General features: G+C 35.2%; 14 protein-coding genes. 5 read left to right on the top strand and 9 right to left on the bottom strand.

Annotated features, from left to right (window positions below; all coding sequences use genetic code 11):
* The first annotated feature begins 30 nt into the window (after positions 1–30).
* Genes M666_RS02570 through M666_RS02555 form a run of 4 tightly spaced genes read left to right on the top strand, consistent with a single transcriptional unit; the run spans position 31 to position 4352 of the window.
* The gene (locus M666_RS02570) at positions 31–1035 is read left to right on the top strand and encodes a glycoside hydrolase family 113 (protein WP_029444968.1); all 1005 of its coding nucleotides are present in this window, start codon (positions 31–33) and stop codon (positions 1033–1035) included.
* 16 nt (positions 1036–1051) lie between these two features.
* Positions 1052–2317, top strand: coding sequence for a POTRA domain-containing protein (locus M666_RS02565; protein WP_029444967.1), 1266 nt, complete (start codon positions 1052–1054; stop codon positions 2315–2317).
* A gap of 27 nt (positions 2318–2344) precedes the next feature.
* Positions 2345–3283 carry an N-acetylmuramoyl-L-alanine amidase gene (locus M666_RS02560; RefSeq protein ID WP_151198017.1) on the top strand — a complete coding sequence of 313 codons (939 nt, stop codon included), beginning with the start codon at positions 2345–2347 and terminating at the stop codon, positions 3281–3283.
* A gap of 28 nt (positions 3284–3311) precedes the next feature.
* Positions 3312–4352 (top strand): N-acetylmuramoyl-L-alanine amidase family protein, encoded by a 1041-nt coding sequence (locus M666_RS02555; protein ID WP_081977551.1) that lies wholly within the window; start codon positions 3312–3314, stop codon positions 4350–4352.
* Here the strand turns inward: M666_RS02555 and M666_RS02550 are convergent.
* The 5 genes from M666_RS02550 to M666_RS02530 all read right to left on the bottom strand — a co-directional run bounded on the left by M666_RS02550 (position 4349) and on the right by M666_RS02530 (position 7795).
* Positions 4349–5053, bottom strand: a complete 705-nt coding sequence (locus M666_RS02550; RefSeq protein WP_029444965.1) for a TIGR04283 family arsenosugar biosynthesis glycosyltransferase — start codon at positions 5051–5053, stop codon at positions 4349–4351. The genes M666_RS02555 and M666_RS02550 overlap by 4 nt on opposite strands.
* Positions 5040–5771: a DUF547 domain-containing protein gene (locus tag M666_RS02545; protein WP_029444964.1), complete on the bottom strand. Its 732-nt coding sequence runs from the start codon at positions 5769–5771 to the stop codon at positions 5040–5042. The genes M666_RS02550 and M666_RS02545 overlap by 14 nt, the downstream gene beginning before the upstream one ends.
* Positions 5772–5863: 92 nt before the next feature.
* Positions 5864–6679 (bottom strand): purine-nucleoside phosphorylase, encoded by an 816-nt coding sequence (locus tag M666_RS02540; protein ID WP_029444963.1) that lies wholly within the window; start codon positions 6677–6679, stop codon positions 5864–5866.
* A 5-nt stretch (positions 6680–6684) separates the two neighbouring features.
* On the bottom strand, positions 6685–7293 hold the full coding sequence (locus M666_RS02535) for a TIGR04282 family arsenosugar biosynthesis glycosyltransferase (protein WP_025613777.1): 609 nt from the start codon (positions 7291–7293) through the stop codon (positions 6685–6687).
* Positions 7294–7303: 10 nt separating this feature from the next.
* Positions 7304–7795, bottom strand: a complete 492-nt coding sequence (locus M666_RS02530) for a rhodanese-like domain-containing protein (protein ID WP_029444962.1) — start codon at positions 7793–7795, stop codon at positions 7304–7306.
* 114 nt (positions 7796–7909) lie between these two features.
* Between M666_RS02530 and M666_RS02525 the strand changes: the two genes are divergently transcribed.
* Positions 7910–9478, top strand: a complete 1569-nt coding sequence (locus M666_RS02525; RefSeq protein ID WP_029444961.1) for a glycoside hydrolase family 32 protein — start codon at positions 7910–7912, stop codon at positions 9476–9478.
* Positions 9479–9612: 134 nt separating this feature from the next.
* Here the strand turns inward: M666_RS02525 and M666_RS02520 are convergent, their stop codons facing one another.
* From M666_RS02520 to M666_RS02505, 4 genes are all read right to left on the bottom strand, one after another.
* Entirely contained in the window at positions 9613–12936 is a 3324-nt protein-coding gene (locus M666_RS02520) for a VCBS repeat-containing protein (protein ID WP_029444960.1), read from the bottom strand.
* Between the two features lie 348 nt (positions 12937–13284).
* On the bottom strand, positions 13285–14892 hold the full coding sequence (locus tag M666_RS02515) for a fasciclin domain-containing protein (protein ID WP_082007878.1): 1608 nt from the start codon (positions 14890–14892) through the stop codon (positions 13285–13287).
* A gap of 39 nt (positions 14893–14931) precedes the next feature.
* A complete protein-coding gene (locus M666_RS02510) occupies positions 14932–16632 on the bottom strand; it encodes a RagB/SusD family nutrient uptake outer membrane protein (protein WP_029444958.1) in 1701 nt (566 codons plus the stop codon).
* A 3-nt stretch (positions 16633–16635) separates the two neighbouring features.
* Positions 16636–19761 carry a SusC/RagA family TonB-linked outer membrane protein gene (locus M666_RS02505; RefSeq protein ID WP_029444957.1) on the bottom strand — a complete coding sequence of 1042 codons (3126 nt, stop codon included), beginning with the start codon at positions 19759–19761 and terminating at the stop codon, positions 16636–16638.
* Between the last annotated feature and the right edge of the window lie 261 nt (positions 19762–20022).

Below are 20022 nucleotides of genomic sequence, written 5' to 3'. Positions count from 1 at the left end.
AGCCTATTTTTGAATTATAAATCAAGTATAATGAATAAAATAGGCGTTTTGCTTCTTTTTTGTATCCAAATTTCATGTTCTAGCCAGGAAAAGAATAAAATTAACGGAGTGAGTTTTGTATCCTCTAGAATAGAAGTAGCACAAGAACATATTCAAGAGGTGGTAGATTTAAATGCAAACCATGCAGCGGTGATGCCTTTTGGGTTTATTCGCGATTTAGCTTCTCCCGAAGTTAAATTTAATACGGATAAGCAGTGGTTTGGTGAAACTAAAAGTGGCGCAAAGCAATATATTGAAATGCTCCATAAGAATAATATTGCGGTGATGTTAAAACCTCAAATTTGGATATGGCATGGGGAATTTACTGGAAATTTAAAAATGAATAGCGAAGCGGAATGGTTGACACTGGAACAATCTTATAGTGACTTTATTCTAACTTATGCAGAATTGGCGCAAGAAGCTAAGGTAGAGATTCTGTGTATAGGAACAGAGTTAGAGCAGTTTGTGGTAAATAGGCCAGAATATTGGACGGCTCTTATTCTTAAAATAAAAGAACGCTATAAAGGGAAGCTTACCTACGCTGCTAATTGGGATGAATACAAGAAAGTTCATTTTTGGAATACTTTAGATTATATTGGTGTAGATGCATATTTTCCTTTATCTGAAGATAAATCGCCATCTGTTGAGGTTCTGAAAACGGGTTGGCAAAAGTGGAAAACTGGTTTAGCGGAGATAGCGTCAAAAGAAGATAAGCCTATCTTATTTACAGAATATGGCTATAGAAGTATGGATTATACCGCTAAGAAACCTTGGTTGGTAGATCGGAATGATGAAAATGTAAACTTAGAAGCACAAGTAAATGCTACAGAAGCTATCATACAAGAATTTTGGTCGGAAGATTGGTTTGCGGGAGGATATGTTTGGAAGTGGTTTATAGATCACAAACAATCTGGCGGGGGTACGGATAATAGGTTTACGCCCCAAAACAAGCCAGCAGAAGAAACCTTAAGAAAATTATATAAAATCAATTATTGATTTGAAATTTTTTACCATGAAATTAAATTATTTTTTCTTAAGTCTTATTTTCATGGTGTTTGGTACGGTCTTAGGGCAGGATCTAATCATTAAAGAAATTACAATAACAGGTGTAAAAAGAACCAAGCCATCTTTCTTGTCAAAAATTATTACAACAAGAAAGGGGGATGTTTTAGATACCCTTGCGTTAGAAAATGATATTCTAAAATTAAAAAGATTACCACCAGTAGCAAATGCAACTTTTAAAATAAACCAACTACAAGAGGGTACTGTAGCAGTTGTTTTTGCCATTGAAGAAAATTTTACCTTAATTCCTTTTGCAAATCTTTTTAGTTCTTCAAATGATGATTTTGCATTTCGGTTGGGTTTACAAGAATTTAATTTGTTAGGCAGTAATATTACCCTAGGAGGTTTTTATCAATACGATATATTTAATTCTTATGGTGTAAGTATAAGGGCGCCCTATTTGTTTTCTGATAAATTTGGTTTAGCAGTAAGTTATAATGATTTTACAACACAAGAGCCCGTTTTTTTTAGTGAAGCTACTGCAGATTATAAGTATAATAATAAAGGGGTGGAGGTTTTAGGTTTGTACCAAGTTAACCTAAAAAATACAGTGGAGTTTGGGTTTTCTTTTTTTTCTGAAGACTATCAATATATTGATGGCTTTACAAGCAATGAAGTGCCTACAGCATTAAAAGTTGACAAACGCTTATGGAAATTACTGTATAACTTTGAAGCGTTGAATTATCATTACCAATACTTAAATGGCTTTAAAAGCGCATTAAACTTGCAGTATGTGCATAGCGCAGATGCAAATCTTCCAGATTTTGTCATAGGCTTTAATGATTTTCTGTTTTATAAACGTGTAGGTCAAAAAGGAAATTGGGCCAACAGAGTCCGCTTAGGGTTGGCTACTAATTCTGATAGTCCATTTGCTCCTTTTACCTTAGATAATAATTTAAATATTAGAGGGGTAGGTAATACCATAGATCGCGGTACCGGTGCCATAGTATTTAATACAGAGTATAGACATACCTTAGTAGATAAAGATTGGTTTGTATTACAGAGCAATGTTTTTGTAGATGGAGGCTCTTGGCGAAACCCAGGAGGTGAATTAAGTGATTTTTCTCAGAATGGAAATATTAGAATTTATCCTGGGGTAGGTTTGCGTTTTATGCATAAAAGAGTTTTTAATGCCATTTTTAGGATAGATTATGGATATGGAGTCACAAAAGATGCAACAAAAGGCTTAGTATTTGGAATTGGACAATATTTTTAATAATATTTACTACAAATATCAGTATCAATGAACTACAAAAAAACAATCCCCCCTTTTTTGGCTTTGTTCGCGATGATTCAGTTTGGTTTTTCTCAAGAGAAATATCAGACATTTGTTGCTCAAAAAGGAGACGGAATTGTTTCTGTTTTATGGAGAGAAGGCCTTCAGGTAGATAAGTATTACCAGGAATTTTTGAAACTTAATAGGGGTTCAATTATCGATGGAAGTTATTTGGAACGTGGAAAAACCTATAAGATTCCTAATAGCGAAAGTTCTTTTCGGAATATGGGGAGAATGATAACCCTGAGCAATCAAGAGGATCGTCCTATTTTCGATACTACGAAGACAGCGATAAAGAAAAGAGATAGCCTGCTCAATAATACCGTATATTATTTACTTATTGATAATTTTAATGCCGATAATTTTCAGCAAGTAAAAAAGAACTCCAAAAGTAATTATCAGTTAGCTACAGCTATGGCTGTTAATTTGTTAGCTCATGGTGCTCGGGTGTTTTTATTTGAAAATGATAAAGAGGAGGGAGTAAAGTTAGGAGATTATGTAGCTGCAATAAATCAGCGGTATTTAAAATACCAAGAGGACTATCAGCGGCTTTTGGTGGTTGATGTGGGGAATGGCAGTCTTAGTGCTTCTTCTATAATTTCGGTAGCTCATGATCAGAAGAGTAAGGAGGGAAAACATTTTGCCAATAGCATTACAAAAACGTTTAAATCAAAAAAATTTAGATTGAATGCGAAACAATATGAGGCTGAATTTTTATCAAACAAAACCAACTTATATTTAATCAATAATGTGTTGCCAGCACTAAGCTTTATTACCGTAGAAAATCAGAATAAAAAAATACCATCCGTTACAGCTACTGAAGCAAATAAAAGTAAATTTGCCAATGTAATCACTACTGGTATACAAATTGATTACTCAACCATAGCCATGGAAGATAAAAAGTAACGCTTCCAAACACATAAAAATTTATAAATTGAATTTTGAAATTACCATGTTAAAATCAGGCATAAAATATGTTTTGTTTGTCTTAGTTTGTACCGTTATTCTTCCGGTAAATGCTCAGGACTCTGTGAACACCGTAGTTGCGGAAAAAGGAGATGGGATACTCTCCTTATTAAGAAAACACGGGGCAGATCCGTACGAAACTTATGAGGAGTTTGTTTCTATGAATGTTCATAATCTTCGTGATAGTGTTCATCTGTATGAAGGCAGAGCATATAAAATACCTAAAGTAGTCCAGAATTTAAATCTTAAGGTAGAGCCAGAAGCTACATCTGTCGCAGGTGTTTCTTATGAGATATTTGGTAAGAAGTATGCCGAAGTGATTCCGCAAAGTACCAAATTAAAAAATAATGTATACTATTTAGTTTCAGGGCATGGCGGTCCTGATCCTGGAGCTATGACTACCTATGTTGGGAAACCAATTTCTGAAGATGAATATGCGTATGATGTTACCTTAAGGCTTGCTAAAGAATTACTTTCTCACGGGGCCATCGTATATGTTATTATTCGCGATCCTGATGATGGTATCCGAGATGAACGTATTTTGGAGATGGATAGAGATGAGGTCGCTTATCCAAATGAGGAAATTCCGTTAAATCAAGTAGCCCGATTAAAACAACGTGTGGACATCGTTAATAAACTCTACAAAGAAAATAAAGGAAAGTATCAGCGTTTGATTGTAACACATGTAGATAGCAGAAGTAAAGGTCAAAATATTGATGTTTTCTTTTACCATCATGAGGATAGTAAGAACGGTAAAAAATTAGCGGAAAGTATTCATAAAACTTTCGAAGCCAAATACAAGCAATACCAACCTAATAGAACATATTCTGGTACTTTTGAAGATAGGACTGCGCTTTATTTAGTGCGTAAAACGCACCCGGCAATGACTTTTATAGAAATTGGAAATATTACCAATGAAAAAGATCAACGTAGAATTCTTGACCCAGATAACCGGCAGGCACTCGCTAAATGGATTAGTGAAGGGGTGATATTAGATTACGAAAACTAAACGGCTACTTTTCTTCGGTAATAATCGTATAATTTTTCTGGACCAGCACCTAGATAGTTTTTTAAGTGAATGACGCCAAAATGATACTGTAATGTAATTTTCCCTTTATCATCATACCTTCTCGTAGAGGTTTTTACGTGAAAAGGGAGTATGGTAAAATTGGATATTTTGTATATACGTCTTATGAATTCATTATCCTCATAAATGATATAGTTTTCATTAAAACCACTAGTTCTATCAAATAATTTTTTGGTAATAAAAAGCGATTGGTCTCCTCCTCTACAAATAGATAAATTAATTCTAGTAAGCCATCCAAAAAAGTTTAAAAACCTGCTATTGGTATCAAATTTAAGTAAAAAGCATCCTACCTTATTTCCTTGCTTCACTTGATTTACGATAAGACTATCAAATTTTATAGGAGGAAAGGTGTCTACATGTAAGAAGTACAATATAGCACCCTTTGCAGACATTGCTCCAGTATTGAGCTGCTTTGCTCTTCCTTTATCAGAATGAATGACTTTAGCACCATTCTCTAATGCAATCTGTACCGTCTTATCCGTGCTTCCACCATCAATAACAAGAATTTCTTCAATGCACTCAGGACTACTGTGTGTAGTGAGGTACTTGAGAATTTTACTGATGAACTGTTCTTCATTTAGAACAGGGATAATAATGCTTATTTTATAATTACTTGATTTCATTTAAGCTCCAGTTGTAATCAAGGTATTTTACTTTAGCATCTGTGCTTATTGCTATTTTGCTATATGGTTTTATGTATTCTTGTAAAGATACTTTTGTTGTAAAATCACTTTTATACCATTTAAAAATATTAGAAAGTTGTAATTCGTTTTCTGATATAGTATTACGGGTGGTATCGTTTATGAAACTGAACGTTGCTTTCTGTAATTGTGCTTCCATAGTTGCGGGAAGGTAAGCGGTATTTTCAAGCTTAGGACAGGAGTAAGAAGCGCAATTAATTGCAAAATGAATTCTTGGTTCATTCATTTTACGTAAAATTTTATGTTCAATAGTTCCTAATGAATACGTTTTGTTACCAATTTTAACCCATTCTTGATCCCAAGGACTTTTAATATCCTTGATGCTTTTTACGGGGTAATTATCTAGAATTAATTTTACGGTAGCAGCATTGTATAAGTTAATATAGTAAGCTAGTTTCTCATCTTTAGACCATTGATCTGTAGGAGCATTTTTTGCTAAGCTATCTAAATAGGTACTTAAGGCAAAAGCGTCTTTTTTAAAACCTGTATAATTTACATTACCTTTTTGATCAACATATTTTCCAAGCAGTGTATTCCATTCCGCATGGCTGGGTTTGCTGTTGGTATTGGGTACGGAATTACTAGTACTCGTAAAACTAAGAGAAAACAGGGTAAACAGTATTAAGGTAAAAACTTTCATAACTCACTTTTTTACATTAGTTGAAATTTAAAAGATAACCTTACAAGATTTTTTTTATCGGCTTGTATAATCGTTTAAACGTACTTTTTTCCTTAAAGTTGTTTGATCAATTCTCTAAAGAGCTGTACCATACTAGGTTCTGTTTTTTCTGCAACAGCTATAATATCATTAATATCAACAGGTTTCAAGTTTTCTGGATTGCACTCATCTGTTAAAACGGAAACAGCAATAACGGGTAGGTTTAAATGATTCGCAACTATCACTTCGGGAACGGTACTCATACCTACTGCATCTGCTCCTAGAATTTTAAGCATTTTATATTCCGCTCTAGTTTCTAATTGTGGCCCAACAACAGAAGCGTAAACACCTTCTTTTAAGATAATATTTTCTTTTTTTGCTATGGCGAGTAGCTTATTGCGCATATCAGCATCGTATGGAGCGCTCATATCTGTAAACCTAGTGCCAAACTCGGCAACATTTTTAAAAGCGAGTGGTGAGCCTCCTTGAAGGTTTATGTGATCTTCAATAAGCATCATGTCTCCCTTTTTTAAATTGGTATTAATAGCGCCCGAAGCATTAGAGATAAAAAGTTTTTTAATTCCTAATTGATGCATTACACGTATTGGGTAGGTGACATCTATTAAATCATACCCTTCATACATGTGAAAACGTCCTTGCATGACCACAACTTTCTTTCCTTGCAAGGTGCCAAATATTAGTTTCCCAGAATGAAACTCTACTGTTGCTAATGGAAAATAGGGGATGTGGTTGTAGTGAGCTTCAATAGGGTCTTCTAAATCATTTGCTAGTCTACCTAGTCCTGTTCCTAATACAATTCCTATTTCTGGCGCGTCAAAACCTTTTCCAATTAAATAGCTTACAGATTCGTCTAATTCTTTTTTGTTCATGAGTGTTATTTTTTTAAGAAAGATTGAAAGGCTGGATGGTCTTTGATATCTTCTATGACATCAACATCATTCTTTATCTCTAATAAAGTTGTTTTTTTATCTTCTAAATTTTTTAAGGTATCTTTTAATACGGTAGGAGTACCCCACGCTTTGTCCGTGAAAACAGCATGTTCTACTGCCTTCATGCCTAATAGGTAATAACCACCATCTTCTGCGGGTCCTACAACAAAATCAGACGTGTCTAATTGTGTAAAGGCATTCTCCAAATCTTTTTGGTTCAGATCATACATATCACTACCTATAACAATGATTTTTTTATATCCTTGTTTAAATCCAGCTTTAAATGCATTCTCCATGCGTAGTCCAAGGTTAATTCCTTTTTGAAGTTTCTTATCGTAAATTTCGGTACTCCAAATATCGTCTTTCCAAATTTCCTCAGAATAATATAACTGTTTTTTTATATCCAGGTTTCTAGTGATTTCTTCGGTATGGTGGAGTAAGAATTTGTAAATAGCTAATGCTTTTTCATCACCAATACTGGCCGCCAATCTGGTTTTGCATTTGCCAAGTTCTGGATTTCTCGTAAAAATTAAAAGAAGGTTTTCTTTAGACACAAGTGTTTGTTTAGTTTATGATTTTATTGCCTTTGGTCAGTAATTTTCCCCAGTACTTACTAAATACATGGATGTTTTCTGTTCGGTTTTCCTCCGAATCATATACGGGGAGATCTTCTTCTATCCATTTAAATATGCCACCGTATAGATTTTGGACATTAGAATATCCATTTGCTAATAATTTTTCGCCAATATTTTCGGAACGAACCCCTATAGAACAGTAGACCACTATCTTTTGGTTTTTGTCTTGCAGTTTTAATTTATGGGCGTCGTAATTATCATAACCCACCCAAATCGCATTTTTTAGATGGCTTACTTCATATTCCTTTAGTTCTCTTGTGTCTAAAATGATGAGACTGTCTTGTTGTTGTAATTCTGCTACAGTGATGTATGGGATGCTTTCCTCATTGAGCTTTTCTAGCGTTTTTTCAATAGATCTTTGTCCTATTAAAAAATTAGAAAAGCAAAGAAGAATGATTAGAACCAAGTATTGTCTTTGCACTGTAAATTATTTTCTAACAAAGATACCAATTAGAAAAGCTGATTTCAAAACAGTTTTTTATCTTTCTGTAAAGTGGCGCTAATTTCACTATTTTTATACTTCAATAAAATGTATATGAAGGTTATAATCAGGTGTTTATTTTCTTTTATGGGGTTGGTATTCTTACTTTCTTGTCAGTCTAAAGAAAAGAAAAACAAAGTTAAAGAAGAGTCTATAGAGGCTACCGAGGTGGCAATTTTGCCTAATACAGAGGCATACCGGCCTCAGTATCATTTTACTCCGCCAGAAAAATGGATGAATGACCCTAATGGTTTGGTGTATCATCAAGGAATTTATCACCTCTTTTATCAATATTATCCAGATGATATTGTTTGGGGACCTATGCATTGGGGGCATGCGACAAGCAAGGATTTATTACATTGGGAGCATAAACCTATAGCTTTATTTCCAGATAAAAATGGGTATATATTTTCAGGGAGCGCTGTTATCGATACAGAAAATACTTCTGGTTTCGGCACTAAAGAAAACCCTCCGTTAGTAGCTATTTTTACGTATCATGATATGGATGGAGAAAAAGCAGGAAAAACAGATTTTCAAACCCAGGGAATCGCTTATAGTTTGGATAATGGAGAGACTTTTACGGTGTATGAAGGTAATCCTGTTATAGGGAATGACGGAATTAAAGATTTTAGAGATCCAAAAGTTTTTTGGAATGAAAAAGCAAATAATTGGACGATGCTTTTAGTGGCTGGTGATCATTTGCAAATATGGCAATCTGATACACTTATTTCGTGGAAAAAAGTTAGTGAGTTTGGCAAGAACCAAGGCGCACACGGTGGCGTTTGGGAATGCCCAGATTTGTTTCCATTAAAGGTTGCAGGAGAAGCTAAAGAACAATGGGTGCTGCTTATTAGTATTAATCCAGGAGCACCAAATGGCGGTAGTGGTACGCAATATTTTATTGGAGATTTTGATGGAACCACATTTACGTCTACCCAAGAAGAGGATAGGTGGTTGGACTGGGGGACAGATAATTATGCTGGAGTAACCTATAATAATACGCCCGATGGGAAAAGAATTTTCATAGGATGGATGAGTAATTGGTCCTATGCTAGAGATACGCCTACAGAAAAATGGCGCAGCGCTATGACTATTCCAAGAGAATTGAGTTTAGAGAAAATCAATGAGCAGTATGAGTTAATTAATTATCCAATTACAGGATTGAAAAAAGTGTTGAAATCCTCAAATTCTTTTAAAGCTAATCCTATATATTCTGTTGCAGGTTTAAATATTAGTCAATCAGAGATTGTCTTTACCACAGCTTCGAGAGATTTTGAACTTAGTTTTACGAACCCAAAAGAGGATAGACTTAAATTATTATTTGATGGTGCAAACAAGCAAGTTGTTTTAGATAGGGCTACTTCTGGTAAAACAGATTTTCAAGAAGATTTTGCCAAAGAAAATCAGTTGATGCCCATCAAAAATTTACCAGAAGGCGCTGTAGAAGTCCGAATTTTAATGGATTGGTCTTCTATTGAAGTTTTTATAAATAAGGGGCAATATGTGATGACCTCGCAAATTTTCCCGAATGAACATTACACCAATCTAAATTTTCACCAAAGAGGAGAAGAACCTGTAGAAGTTAAGAATTTAGAAATTAGAGAGATTGAAAGTGTATGGTAAAGCCTTTGTATAGACTGTTTCTTTTCAATTAGAAATGTTTTTTTGATGAAATCCATATAAAAATAGCGCTAAGAAGTTTAGCGCTATTTTTATATCCTAATTTTAGGATGAATTGAAATGAATTTAGCCTAAAATTATTTTTTACTTTTTTGAAAGACTTTTAAACTATCTCTATTTTGAGTAACAATGATATAAGGATTTTCTTCTGTGGCATGTTTTACTTTAATCATATGTTTTGCATCACCTGGAACTAAAAAGCCACTTTCGCTAGTTTCAATAGCTTTAAAATTTCCTTTTCCATCACCTTCTAATAAGCATCCGTTTAAAGCATCAAAACGACCAATAAAAACCTCATTACCAAAATCATTACCAACTAGCAAGAGGTCTAAATTCCCATCATTATTATAATCTAGACTTAAAATGCTATTGATAGGAGAAACTTGTGCTTCCCAGGGCAACTGCGTGTATTTGAACTTGCCGTTTCCTAAATTTTCAACGTAGATACTTCGGTCATAATTGCCTGTTAGTGTGGTAGCTCCTTCCAATTCTTTTTCAGAGAGTAAAGTTTTTTCTGTTGCGAGTGCATATTCCTTGTAGAAGTTATATTTTGATCTAAATAGCGTACTCTGGCTGTAAAGGTCTCCCCAGAAATTAGCAGGGAAAGATTTGTAGCTAGTATCTTTATAGCTGTGTTTAAAGTAGGCAAACATGATAGGGTCTAATGTACCATTCTTATCAAAATCTTTAGAGATAAGCGTAACTGGTCTTTCTGCAGAGGGTTGATATAAATTATTACCACCCATATTTCCTACGATAAAATCAATATCTCCATCTTTATCAAAATCTTCCGCGGCTATACTTTCCCACCATCCAACTAGTTGGTCTAGGCCTGTGTTTGCCATTATTTTTAAAGATTTGGTATCATTTTTAAAAATAGTTATGGACATAAATTCTCCTACGACGATTAAATCATCAGAACCGTCTAAATCAACATCTTTCCATGTAGCACTGGTAACCATGCCTATATTTCTGAGTGCTGGAGCATAGCCATCTGTAACATCTTCTAATATGCCATTATTGTTTTTGAGCAAAAAGCTATTATCTGGGATAGGGTGCTTTGCAAATGGCGTTCGGCCTCCCACAAATAAATCAACAAAACCATCTTTGTTAAAATCGGTTACCGTAACAATGGAGCCGCTAGAACTAATCTTTGGCATTTTATTTGTTGCTATTGTAAAATTGCCCTTGCCATCATTAATTAGGAGTCTATCGTCATAAAAACCATTATCTAGCATAAATTCATTACTACCTGATACCAAGTAAATATCTAAATCACCATCATTCTCTAAATCAAAAACAGCGATACTTTCTTCTTCGAAGTTTTTGTTTTTAGGGTCATTAAATAAGTCTTCTTGGATAAAGGTACCCTCCGTATTTTGAAAGAATAATTGCGGAGAAAAGCCTGAGGAACTACCTATGATAAAATCTTCAAATCCATCCCCATTTAAATCGCCAGCGGCAAGGCAAGGACCGTTTTGTGTAAGCTTATGAGGTAAGATTCGTTGTACATTAAAATCAATAATATCTATTTCTTCATGTTTGTAATTAATGGCCGTATTTCTTGTAATGTCTGATAATAAAGGTGTTGAGTTTTTTGAAATTAAAGGAAAACTTAGCTCTTCCTTTGATGGTACGTGCGCTTTGTTATAGTTAAATTGTAATTTTTGGTTTGCAGCAATATTGGATACTTTTTCAAATTGGCCATCAGACCAAAGAACCTCTATGCTTTTTATTGTTTTTTCTGCGCCTAAACCAAAGTGCAATTTACTTTCTACAGAAGACATATAGCCTCTACTTAAGTAATGTTCTTGGTATTGAAATAAATCATTTTCAAATCGGATAACTACTTTACTACCAACACCAAGTTTATTTGTTTTAGGACCAACTAATTCTACTTGGATGTAATTATTTTTTTTAGTGCTATTATTTTTAAAAAGGAAAGCTTCATCATTTATATTATTAACCACATAATCTAGATCCCCGTCGTTATCCAAATCTGCATAGGCCGCTCCGTTTGAAAAAGAAGGAATATTAAGACCCCATTCTTCTCCTACATCTATAAATCTGCCATCTCCATCATATTTGTACGCATAGTTCGGAATTTTGATCTCGGGTATAGAGTCTAATAATTGCATATTACTTAGATAGCGACTCACATTAAATTTGAAGTCGCGAAAGTCTAAATCAGTGATATCTCTAGGGAAGCCGTTCGTAATTAATAAATCTTTATAACCATCGTTATCCATGTCTGCAAAAAGGGGAGACCAACTCCAATCTGTTCTAGAAACACCGGCCATAAGCCCAATTTCACTATAAGGTATTCCGGGACCGTTCCCTTTTTGTAACATGTTTCGACTATACTGATACTCATAATCAAATTTTTCATTGAGTACATAGCTTGTATATTTATTTTTATCAACGGTTGTTTTAAGTCTTTGATTTGTCTCACTTAACATGTCAAGTGTAATAATATCTAGATACCCATCATTGTTATAATCAGAAATATCAGAACCCATTGAAAATTTACTTTGATGTTTGATGACGTCTTTGATTTGGTTGGAGAAGGTTCCATCTTGATTATTAAAATATAGAATGTCATTGGTCAAGTAATCATTACTCACATAAATATCTGGCCAGCCATCATTATTCAAATCTGAAATTGCTAGACCTAGTCCGTACCCTTCTATGGTAATTCCGGCTTTGAGGGTTACATCTGTAAATGTTCCATTGCCATTATTGTGGTACAATTTATCATTGCTTAAAGAAGAGCCGTCCGTGATTTTTTTTCTATAATTGGATGGGAGCACATGAATGTCTACATTGTTAAGTACATATAAATCTAAAAGCCCATCCTTATCATAGTCAAAAAAGGTAGCATTCATACTATTTTCATTACCAGAAATTCCATACTCATGAGCTTTCTCTATGAAGGTTGGAGTGCCATTTTTATTCAGTCCTTGGTTCACAAAAAGCTTATTTCTTTTTTTCTCTTTTGATAGCATGGCAGAGCAAACGTAGATATCTAGTAAACCATCATTGTTAATATCTACAAGGGCAACACCTGTATTCCAATTTTCTTTAGCTTCTGTTCCAGATTCCTTGGAAACATCTACAAATTTTAAGTCTCCTTTGTTAAGGTACAGTTTATTAGCTTCTTGGTTTCCTGTGAAGAAAATGTCAGGTAAGCTATCATTATTAAAGTCGCCAACAGCAACACCGCCACCATTAAAAATATACTCATTATTAATAATGTTAAAACTATCGGTTTCTACTATTTTGTTGTTGAACGTAATACCAGAATGATTAGAATTTATTTTAGAAAATAACGTGTCTTCTTTTTTACCGCAAGAACTGATAATTGAACATAAAATAATAAAAATAAAGATCAGATTTTTCATTGTGTTGGCTGTGTTGTGGTATTTGATCAATTAGGATATTGTGCTGCATTATATTGGTCAAATTAAGAATTATTAGTGACACTCGCTACAAGAGAAAGTATTAGTTTGTAAGTTTTTGGTAATTCATAATTTGTCTCTAAGCAACAGTGTCAATTCAGGATGTTTTCTTTTATGGCTGCCTCCAATTTATTTTTAGAATATTTTGAAAATCATTATAATACGCTTCATTATTTAGATTTAATAAAGCTTGATATTACTAATTTATTTCAAAAAAAACCACCCAACAATTAGTATGTTGGGTGGTTTGGTATTTTTCGCGCTAAAAAATGTTAGCGGAAGACTATGGTCTTATTCCATAGCGCTAATAAAGTCTATTGCACTCTTAGGTAGTAAAACCTTGTCTATGATATGAGCTACACCATTTCTAGCAATAATGTCTGCAGTGGTGATATTCGCATTGACATCGTTGGTTTCATCGCCGATAACAAAATTTTCAGTTCCAAGAACACTGATGATTTCGATATCTCTTTCAGAAACGGTGGTTGCCATTCCGGCAGCTAAATCTGTGCTCATTACTTTACCTGCTAAAACGTGGTATAGAAGTATGTCACTCAGAAGTTCTATTTCCTCATCAGTATCAAAACTTGCAATACCAGTGTAGTCAGCTCCTAATGCATCAAAAAGATCTGCAAATGCAGCATCGGTAGGTGCAAATACAGTAGCAGGTCTAAAATAGGTGAAATTAGTAGCTGTAGTATCCTGTACATTCATGGCATCCGTGAAAGCTCCAACCAAATCGGCTTTAATTAATGCTTCTTCTAATACGCTTAGTTGAGCAGCTTCAATTACCGTTGTCGCTAAGTCATCAGCGCCAAGTAAGGCTATAAAATCTAATGCAGATTGAGGTAAAAGCACTTTGTCGATAATGTCTACAACTCCGTTTCTAGCATCTATATCAGCGGTGATTACACTAGCGTTGGTTGCCGTGGCATCACCAAATGCAAATCCAGCTCCATCAGCAATTACGTCAATAAGGTTATCTGTTAAAAGAGTTGCTGCCGGTCCTACTACTAAATCTGTAGACTCGTTTGCAGGTGGTAATACATGGAATAAAAGAATATTGCTTAATAATTCAATTTCAACCTCATTGTCAAAATCATCAACACTACTATAATCATCTCCTAGTGCGTCAAAAAGATTCTCAAAGGCCTGGTTGTTAGGAGCTAAAACTCTTGCGGTATCCAATGCTGCAATGGCATCTGATAAACCAGCTTTGTCTATAGCGCTTGCCAAAATACTTAAATCTTCAGTTCCTTTTGCCCATTCTAAAAGTGTAGGACGGGTATCAAAACTTAAGGCATCAATGGCAGCTTGTGGTAAAAGAACTTTGTCTATTAAGTGAACAATTCCATTATCTGCATAGTTGTTTGCTTGAGTTACGGTTGATACAGGGTTTGTTTGTGATAATTTTGTTGCATCAAGCAATTGTACGTCGCCATCAGCAGTTACTATTACGGATAGGTCATCTCCTAAAACGGTGGTTAGTGTAGCGCCATCTGTAAAAGAACTCGCTTCTAAATTACCAGAAACCACATGATAGCTTAAGATTTGTGAAAGTAAATCTTTATCTATATTGGCTAATAAATCTTCAGTAGCTGTAATTTCTTCTGTAGTCTCATAACCCAAGGATACTGCTAATGCAGTAAATGCAGCATCAGTAGGAGCAAAAACAGTAAACGGCCCTGTGCCTTCCAAGGTAGCAGGAAGATCTCCTGTGGCAGCAATAAGAGCTGCTTCTAAAGAGGTAGCGCTTCCACTTGCGCTTATTCTAGTATATACGGATCCAGGCCCAACAATGGCGGCTCCGGGAGAATCGACCTCGTCATTATCACAGGAATTTAATCCTACTAATGCGAGCATCGACAATACAATACTTATAGTTTTAAATTTATTCATATCTATATTTTATTAAGATTTTATTGCTTGAAACTTTAATTAATACCCAGGATTCTGGTCTAATACACCTCCACTTTGGTCAATGGCATTTACAGGAATCGGGAACAGGTCAAATTTCTCTGTGTATGCTCTAAATCTGCTATAATCAGATTGATTTATATCAGCAGCTTCATTGGCGATATAAGCGTTAATAACTTCTTGTGCAACACCCCATCTTCTTAAATCAAACAATCTATGTCCTTCCATTCCTAATTCTAAACGACGCTCAAAACGTACCGCTTTTCTAGCAAATTCTTGACTAGCGAAAGCACTGTAAGGTTCAATTTGATAGTTGGCAGCATTTCCGTCGCCCGCTTCATTTTGAACGTAGGTCATATTTTTAGCACGATTACGAACGCTATTGACATACTCTAAAGCAAGGGCTAAATCTGGTGCAGATTTTTCAACAGCAGCTTCGGCGGTCATTAGTAAAACATCAGCGAAGCGCATAACATTATAATTAATACCAGACCAATCAGATCCCCATCCACCAGTTCCGCGGTTGGCATCAACTTCATCTGCTTGGTACACATTTTTCTTAGGTAAATAAGGGCCAGAGACATCTGCAAAAGTTGCTCTGATCCATTCTTTTCCTGGGTTCAGGCCAAAACCATTATAATCTATTCCTCTTCTAGATACGGTATAATCTAATCTTGGATCTAAAGGTCCAGTGTGCGGCGTAAAGTCATCAGCGCTCTCAATGCCATAATCATTAGCAACATCAGTGTCAGCAAATGTATCCAATAATGGTTGTCCGCTGCCGTCTGTTTGGTATGCATTGACTAAATCTTGGGTTGGTTGGTAAAAACCACAACAAGTTCCTAACGGTCCGCCGCCAGGGAAATTTAAGGTGCCTGTACCGTTACCGTTAAAAGAACGGCCGTCATCAGAAACATATTGAATAGCAAACATAGATTCTGAGCTGTTTTCTCCAACAAAATTAAAGTTGTTTACATATTCAGCATTCAAAGAATATGGGCTTGTGGTAACAACCTCATTTAATAAGGTAAATGCTTCGTCCCATTTTTCTTGATATAAATATGCTTTTCCTAAGAATGCCTTTGCAATCCAAGAATTAGCTCTACCATTGACTACCTCAGGACCTAGATTGTCAATTGCAGTTAAGAAATCAGCTTCTATTTGAGCCCAAACAGGCCCCGGATTTGGTTGATTGAACTCTAGGTTGTCAAAATTTTCCACAGAGATAAAAGGAACATTACCGTAAAATTTCTGAAGTTCAAAATTGTAATACCCTCTTAGGAATGTAGCTTCTCCTAGTTGTTGGCTAAAATCTCCCTCAGGTATAGTTGATATCAGAGATAATACGGCATTTGCACTATTTACACCGCCGTATAAGGCACTCCAGCGTCCAAGAAACCATCCGCTACCAGTTTGCCAATCTAGAGTTTCAACTTGGAATAGTTCCGTGTTATCACCATCCGTACTTCCTCTATGTGCGTCATCAGAAACTACATCGGTCCACCAGTTGTCTGCACCTGCCGCAGTTCCTTCACCTAATCTACCAATACGTTCGCCATCCATTGCGGAATACGCAGCCGTTAATTTTAAGTCTACTCCTGTAGCATTTTGTAATGCTTCGTCAGAGAGCGCCCCTGTTGGAGCAATATTTGTAAAATCATCACTACAGGCACCTAGCATCATGCATGTCAGCGATATGGAATAAATTATATTCTTTTTCATTTTTTAAAATTTTAAGTTGATACCTAATGAATAAATTGAGGCTAACGGATAGTTGTTGTCAGATACACCTATGGTAAGGTTATCTATAGAACCATTACTATTAAATCTCGGTTGTAATTCTGGATCTACACCATCATACCCGGTAATAGTAAATAGGTTAGTACCTTGAAGGTAGAAACGAACACTATCCATTCCTAGTAAGCCTGATACTTGATCATTGAAGGTATAACCAATTTGTAAGTTTTTCATACGCATGTATGAACCATCTTCTACAAAAAATGAATTGGCATTACCTTCGTTATTTGTGATACTCTGGCTAAGTGCAGGTAAAGATGCATCAAGATTGGTTGGAGACCACGAGTCTAAAACTCTTACACTTCTATTAGCATTGAAAAAGGTTGGTAAATCAGTATACACTTTATCGTTGTTGAAAATATCATTTCCTTGAGATCCTTGGAAAAAAGCAGAAATATCAACACCTTTATAAGATGCGCTTAAGTTAACACCATATGTAAAATCTGGGTGCGGAGAACCTATAAATGTTCTATCGTCATCGTTAATTGTACCATCATTATTGATGTCACTATATTTAAATCTACCAACACCATCTGCAGCAGAAGCAAAACCTTGATCTGCGCTTGCACTTACCTCGGCCTCTGAAGCAAAAATTCCATCAACAATTCTACCGTAGAAAGAAGATATTGGTTGTCCTTCTTGAGTTCTTGTAACCGCACCTGTAGTTCTAAAACCATCAAATCCTACTTGAAACGCGCTAATTAAATCGATTACTTCATTTTTATAACTAGAGAAATTAAGGTCTACACCATATTTAAAACCAGAATTTAATTCATCTGCATAACTAAGTGTAGCATCAATACCTTTATTCTCAATAGAACCAAGGTTTACATAAGGAGCATTTGCAGCAATTGATGTTGTGCTAAATGCACTGTTATCTTGACTAATTAAATCTTTAGTTTTAATGATGAAATATTCCGCCTCAAGATTTAATTTGTTGTCAAAGAAACCAAGTTCAATACCAAAGTTTGTAGTTTCACTGGTTTCCCATTTTAAATCCGGATTACCCACAGACTCTAAAAGAGCTCCTTGGGTTACAGCACCGCTGCCGTTAAATCCATAATCTGCATATTGTCCACTTAATACTGAAATATTAAAAGTAGGGTTGTCTACAGGAAGCGTTTGGTTCCCTAATTGTCCCCATGATCCTTTAAATTTTAATCTGCTCATTAGGGCATCAGTAGGCCAAAAATCTTCATTACTAGCAACCCACCCAGCACTAAAAGAAGGGAAAATATCGCTTTGATTGTCCCCTAAGAATCTAGAAGATCTATCTTGACGTACCGTAGCTGTTAGTAAATATTTACCTGCGTAACTGTAGTTGGCAGTTCCGAAAACAGAGAATAAAGAGGAAGCATTGTCATAGGCGTATGCTACGTTAGCAGCACCACCACCATTTTCTAATAAATAATAGTCAGGAGTTTCAAAGAAGAAATCAGTTCTAGAAATTTCTTTGCCTTTTCCATTAACATTTAATGCTTCAATACCTACTAAGGCATTAATACTATGTTCTCCGAATGATTTGTTATAACTTAAAGTATTGTTCCAAACCCACTCGTACGTGTCTTGGTCTGCTTCTGTAAGTGTATTTGTTGAGATAGGTTCTGAAGACTCAGGAATTAAAGCTCTAAAACGTCTGTCATTATAGGCTTTAATAGAGCCACCAATAGATGTTTTAAATTGTAAGCCATCAATAATGTCAAGAGTAGCGTAAATATCACCAAAAACTCTAAATGATTTATTAAAGTCATTAGCTTGTCTATTTGCTTCTGCTATTGGATTGTTTGGATTGGAAAGTCCAGTATCATTACTATAGTTACCAGCATAGTTTCCTAAGTCATCATAAACAGGAACTAAAGGAGACATTCTTGTTGCAAAATTATACCAAGATTGACCGCCGCCTCTTCTATCAAAAGAGATGTTAGCGTGTTGACCAACTTTAATTCGATCACCGATTTTAAATTCTGAGTTTAATCGCATAGATCCTCTTTTAAAACCAGTAGCAATTTGAATTCCCTCACGATTTAAATAACTTGCAGAAAACAAGAATTTAGATTTTTCGTTACCGTTTTCAAGAGTAATAGAGGCATTTTGAGTAATGGCTGTTCTATATAGTTCATCTAACCAATCTGTTCCTCCGTTAGGCTTTACTGTTGCAGAAATACCATCTGGAGTTCTCTGTAAAGTTGCGGGAGTAATAGGGTTTGGTCCGCTACCATATTGTGGGTGAGAAGGGACACCCCCATCGTTTCTGATACTTTGCCAGATCATGTCTCCATGTTGTTCTGTGTTTAAAAGCTCTGGTACGTTTGTAGCTGCAGAGAAACCAGTATAGGTATCTAAAGATACTCTTGCTTTATCCATATTGTAGCCACCACTTCTCGTTGTAATAATCACAACACCATTAGAGGCTCTTGCTCCATATATTGCTGCTGCACCATCCTTTAGTACATTCATTTGCGATATATCTGCAGGGTTAATAGAGTTTAAGATACTTGCGTCGTCTGTTTGTACTCCGTCAATAATATAAAGTGGATCATTACTGTTACCAGTACCGTACCCTCTTATTCTTACTGTTGGTGACGCACCAGGAGATCCATTATTTGTAATTGTGACCCCAGAAACACGTCCTTGTAATGCTTCTGCAGCATTTACAATAGGCGCTTTTGTTGCTTCAGAAATATCAACACTACCTACAGAGCCTGTAAGGTCTCCTCTGGTTTGTGTAGAATATCCCGTAACAACAACTTCTTCAAGTGCCGCAGCGTCTTCTTGTAAAACTACATCTATAGTAGACTTTCCATTGACAGCCATTTCTATTTTTTTGTAGCCTACATAACTAAAAACCAATGTAGCATCTGCTTCAGCAGCTATGCTAAAGTTTCCATCAAAGTCTGTTTGTGTTCCAATTGTTGTTCCTTTAACAACAACAGTTGCACCAGGTAATGGGCCAGTTTCATCTGACACCGTACCAGTAACCTGTTGCGCATTACTAAACCCGAAGCATAGCAAAGCTCCAAGGAATAATGCACTTTTAAGTGATTTTAGATTCATAAATTTTAATTTTAGTTGAATTTATCTTGAGTTATTAGGGTAAGCGAAAATCATTAAGAGCTTTTAAATATTTAGTTTAATCTGATATTAAATATTCATTTTTTATCATTAAAATAGGTCTTTGATTATGAATTTTACTAATAAAAAGACCTGTAAATGCATATTTGTAATAAAAGTATTATGTTAAAACTGTATTAATTTGTCATTTTTGATATTTAATTTGTCATTTTTGACACTGATAGATAAACTATAACGTTGTAG

This window comes from Cellulophaga baltica 18, from assembly GCF_000468615.2.
GTDB lineage: Bacteria > Bacteroidota > Bacteroidia > Flavobacteriales > Flavobacteriaceae > Cellulophaga > Cellulophaga baltica.
Note: the sequence above shows the minus strand (reverse complement) of the source record. Positions and strands in the feature narration are given on the sequence as shown.

What these genes read in the sequence shown, in the direction of transcription:
- M666_RS02570 (WP_029444968.1), top strand. Translation starts at nt 31, where the DNA reads ATGAATAAAATAGGCGTTTTGCTTCTTTTTTGTATCCAAATTTCATGT.
- M666_RS02565 (WP_029444967.1), top strand. Translation starts at nt 1,052, where the DNA reads ATGAAATTAAATTATTTTTTCTTAAGTCTTATTTTCATGGTGTTTGGT.
- M666_RS02560 (WP_151198017.1), top strand. Translation starts at nt 2,345, where the DNA reads ATGAACTACAAAAAAACAATCCCCCCTTTTTTGGCTTTGTTCGCGATG.
- M666_RS02550 (WP_029444965.1), bottom strand. Translation starts at nt 5,053, where the DNA reads ATGAAATCAAGTAATTATAAAATAAGCATTATTATCCCTGTTCTAAAT.
- M666_RS02545 (WP_029444964.1), bottom strand. Translation starts at nt 5,771, where the DNA reads ATGAAAGTTTTTACCTTAATACTGTTTACCCTGTTTTCTCTTAGTTTT.
- M666_RS02540 (WP_029444963.1), bottom strand. Translation starts at nt 6,679, where the DNA reads ATGAACAAAAAAGAATTAGACGAATCTGTAAGCTATTTAATTGGAAAA.
- M666_RS02525 (WP_029444961.1), top strand. Translation starts at nt 7,910, where the DNA reads ATGAAGGTTATAATCAGGTGTTTATTTTCTTTTATGGGGTTGGTATTC.
- M666_RS02520 (WP_029444960.1), bottom strand. Translation starts at nt 12,936, where the DNA reads ATGAAAAATCTGATCTTTATTTTTATTATTTTATGTTCAATTATCAGT.
- M666_RS02515 (WP_082007878.1), bottom strand. Translation starts at nt 14,892, where the DNA reads ATGAATAAATTTAAAACTATAAGTATTGTATTGTCGATGCTCGCATTA.
- M666_RS02510 (WP_029444958.1), bottom strand. Translation starts at nt 16,632, where the DNA reads ATGAAAAAGAATATAATTTATTCCATATCGCTGACATGCATGATGCTA.
- M666_RS02505 (WP_029444957.1), bottom strand. Translation starts at nt 19,761, where the DNA reads ATGAATCTAAAATCACTTAAAAGTGCATTATTCCTTGGAGCTTTGCTA.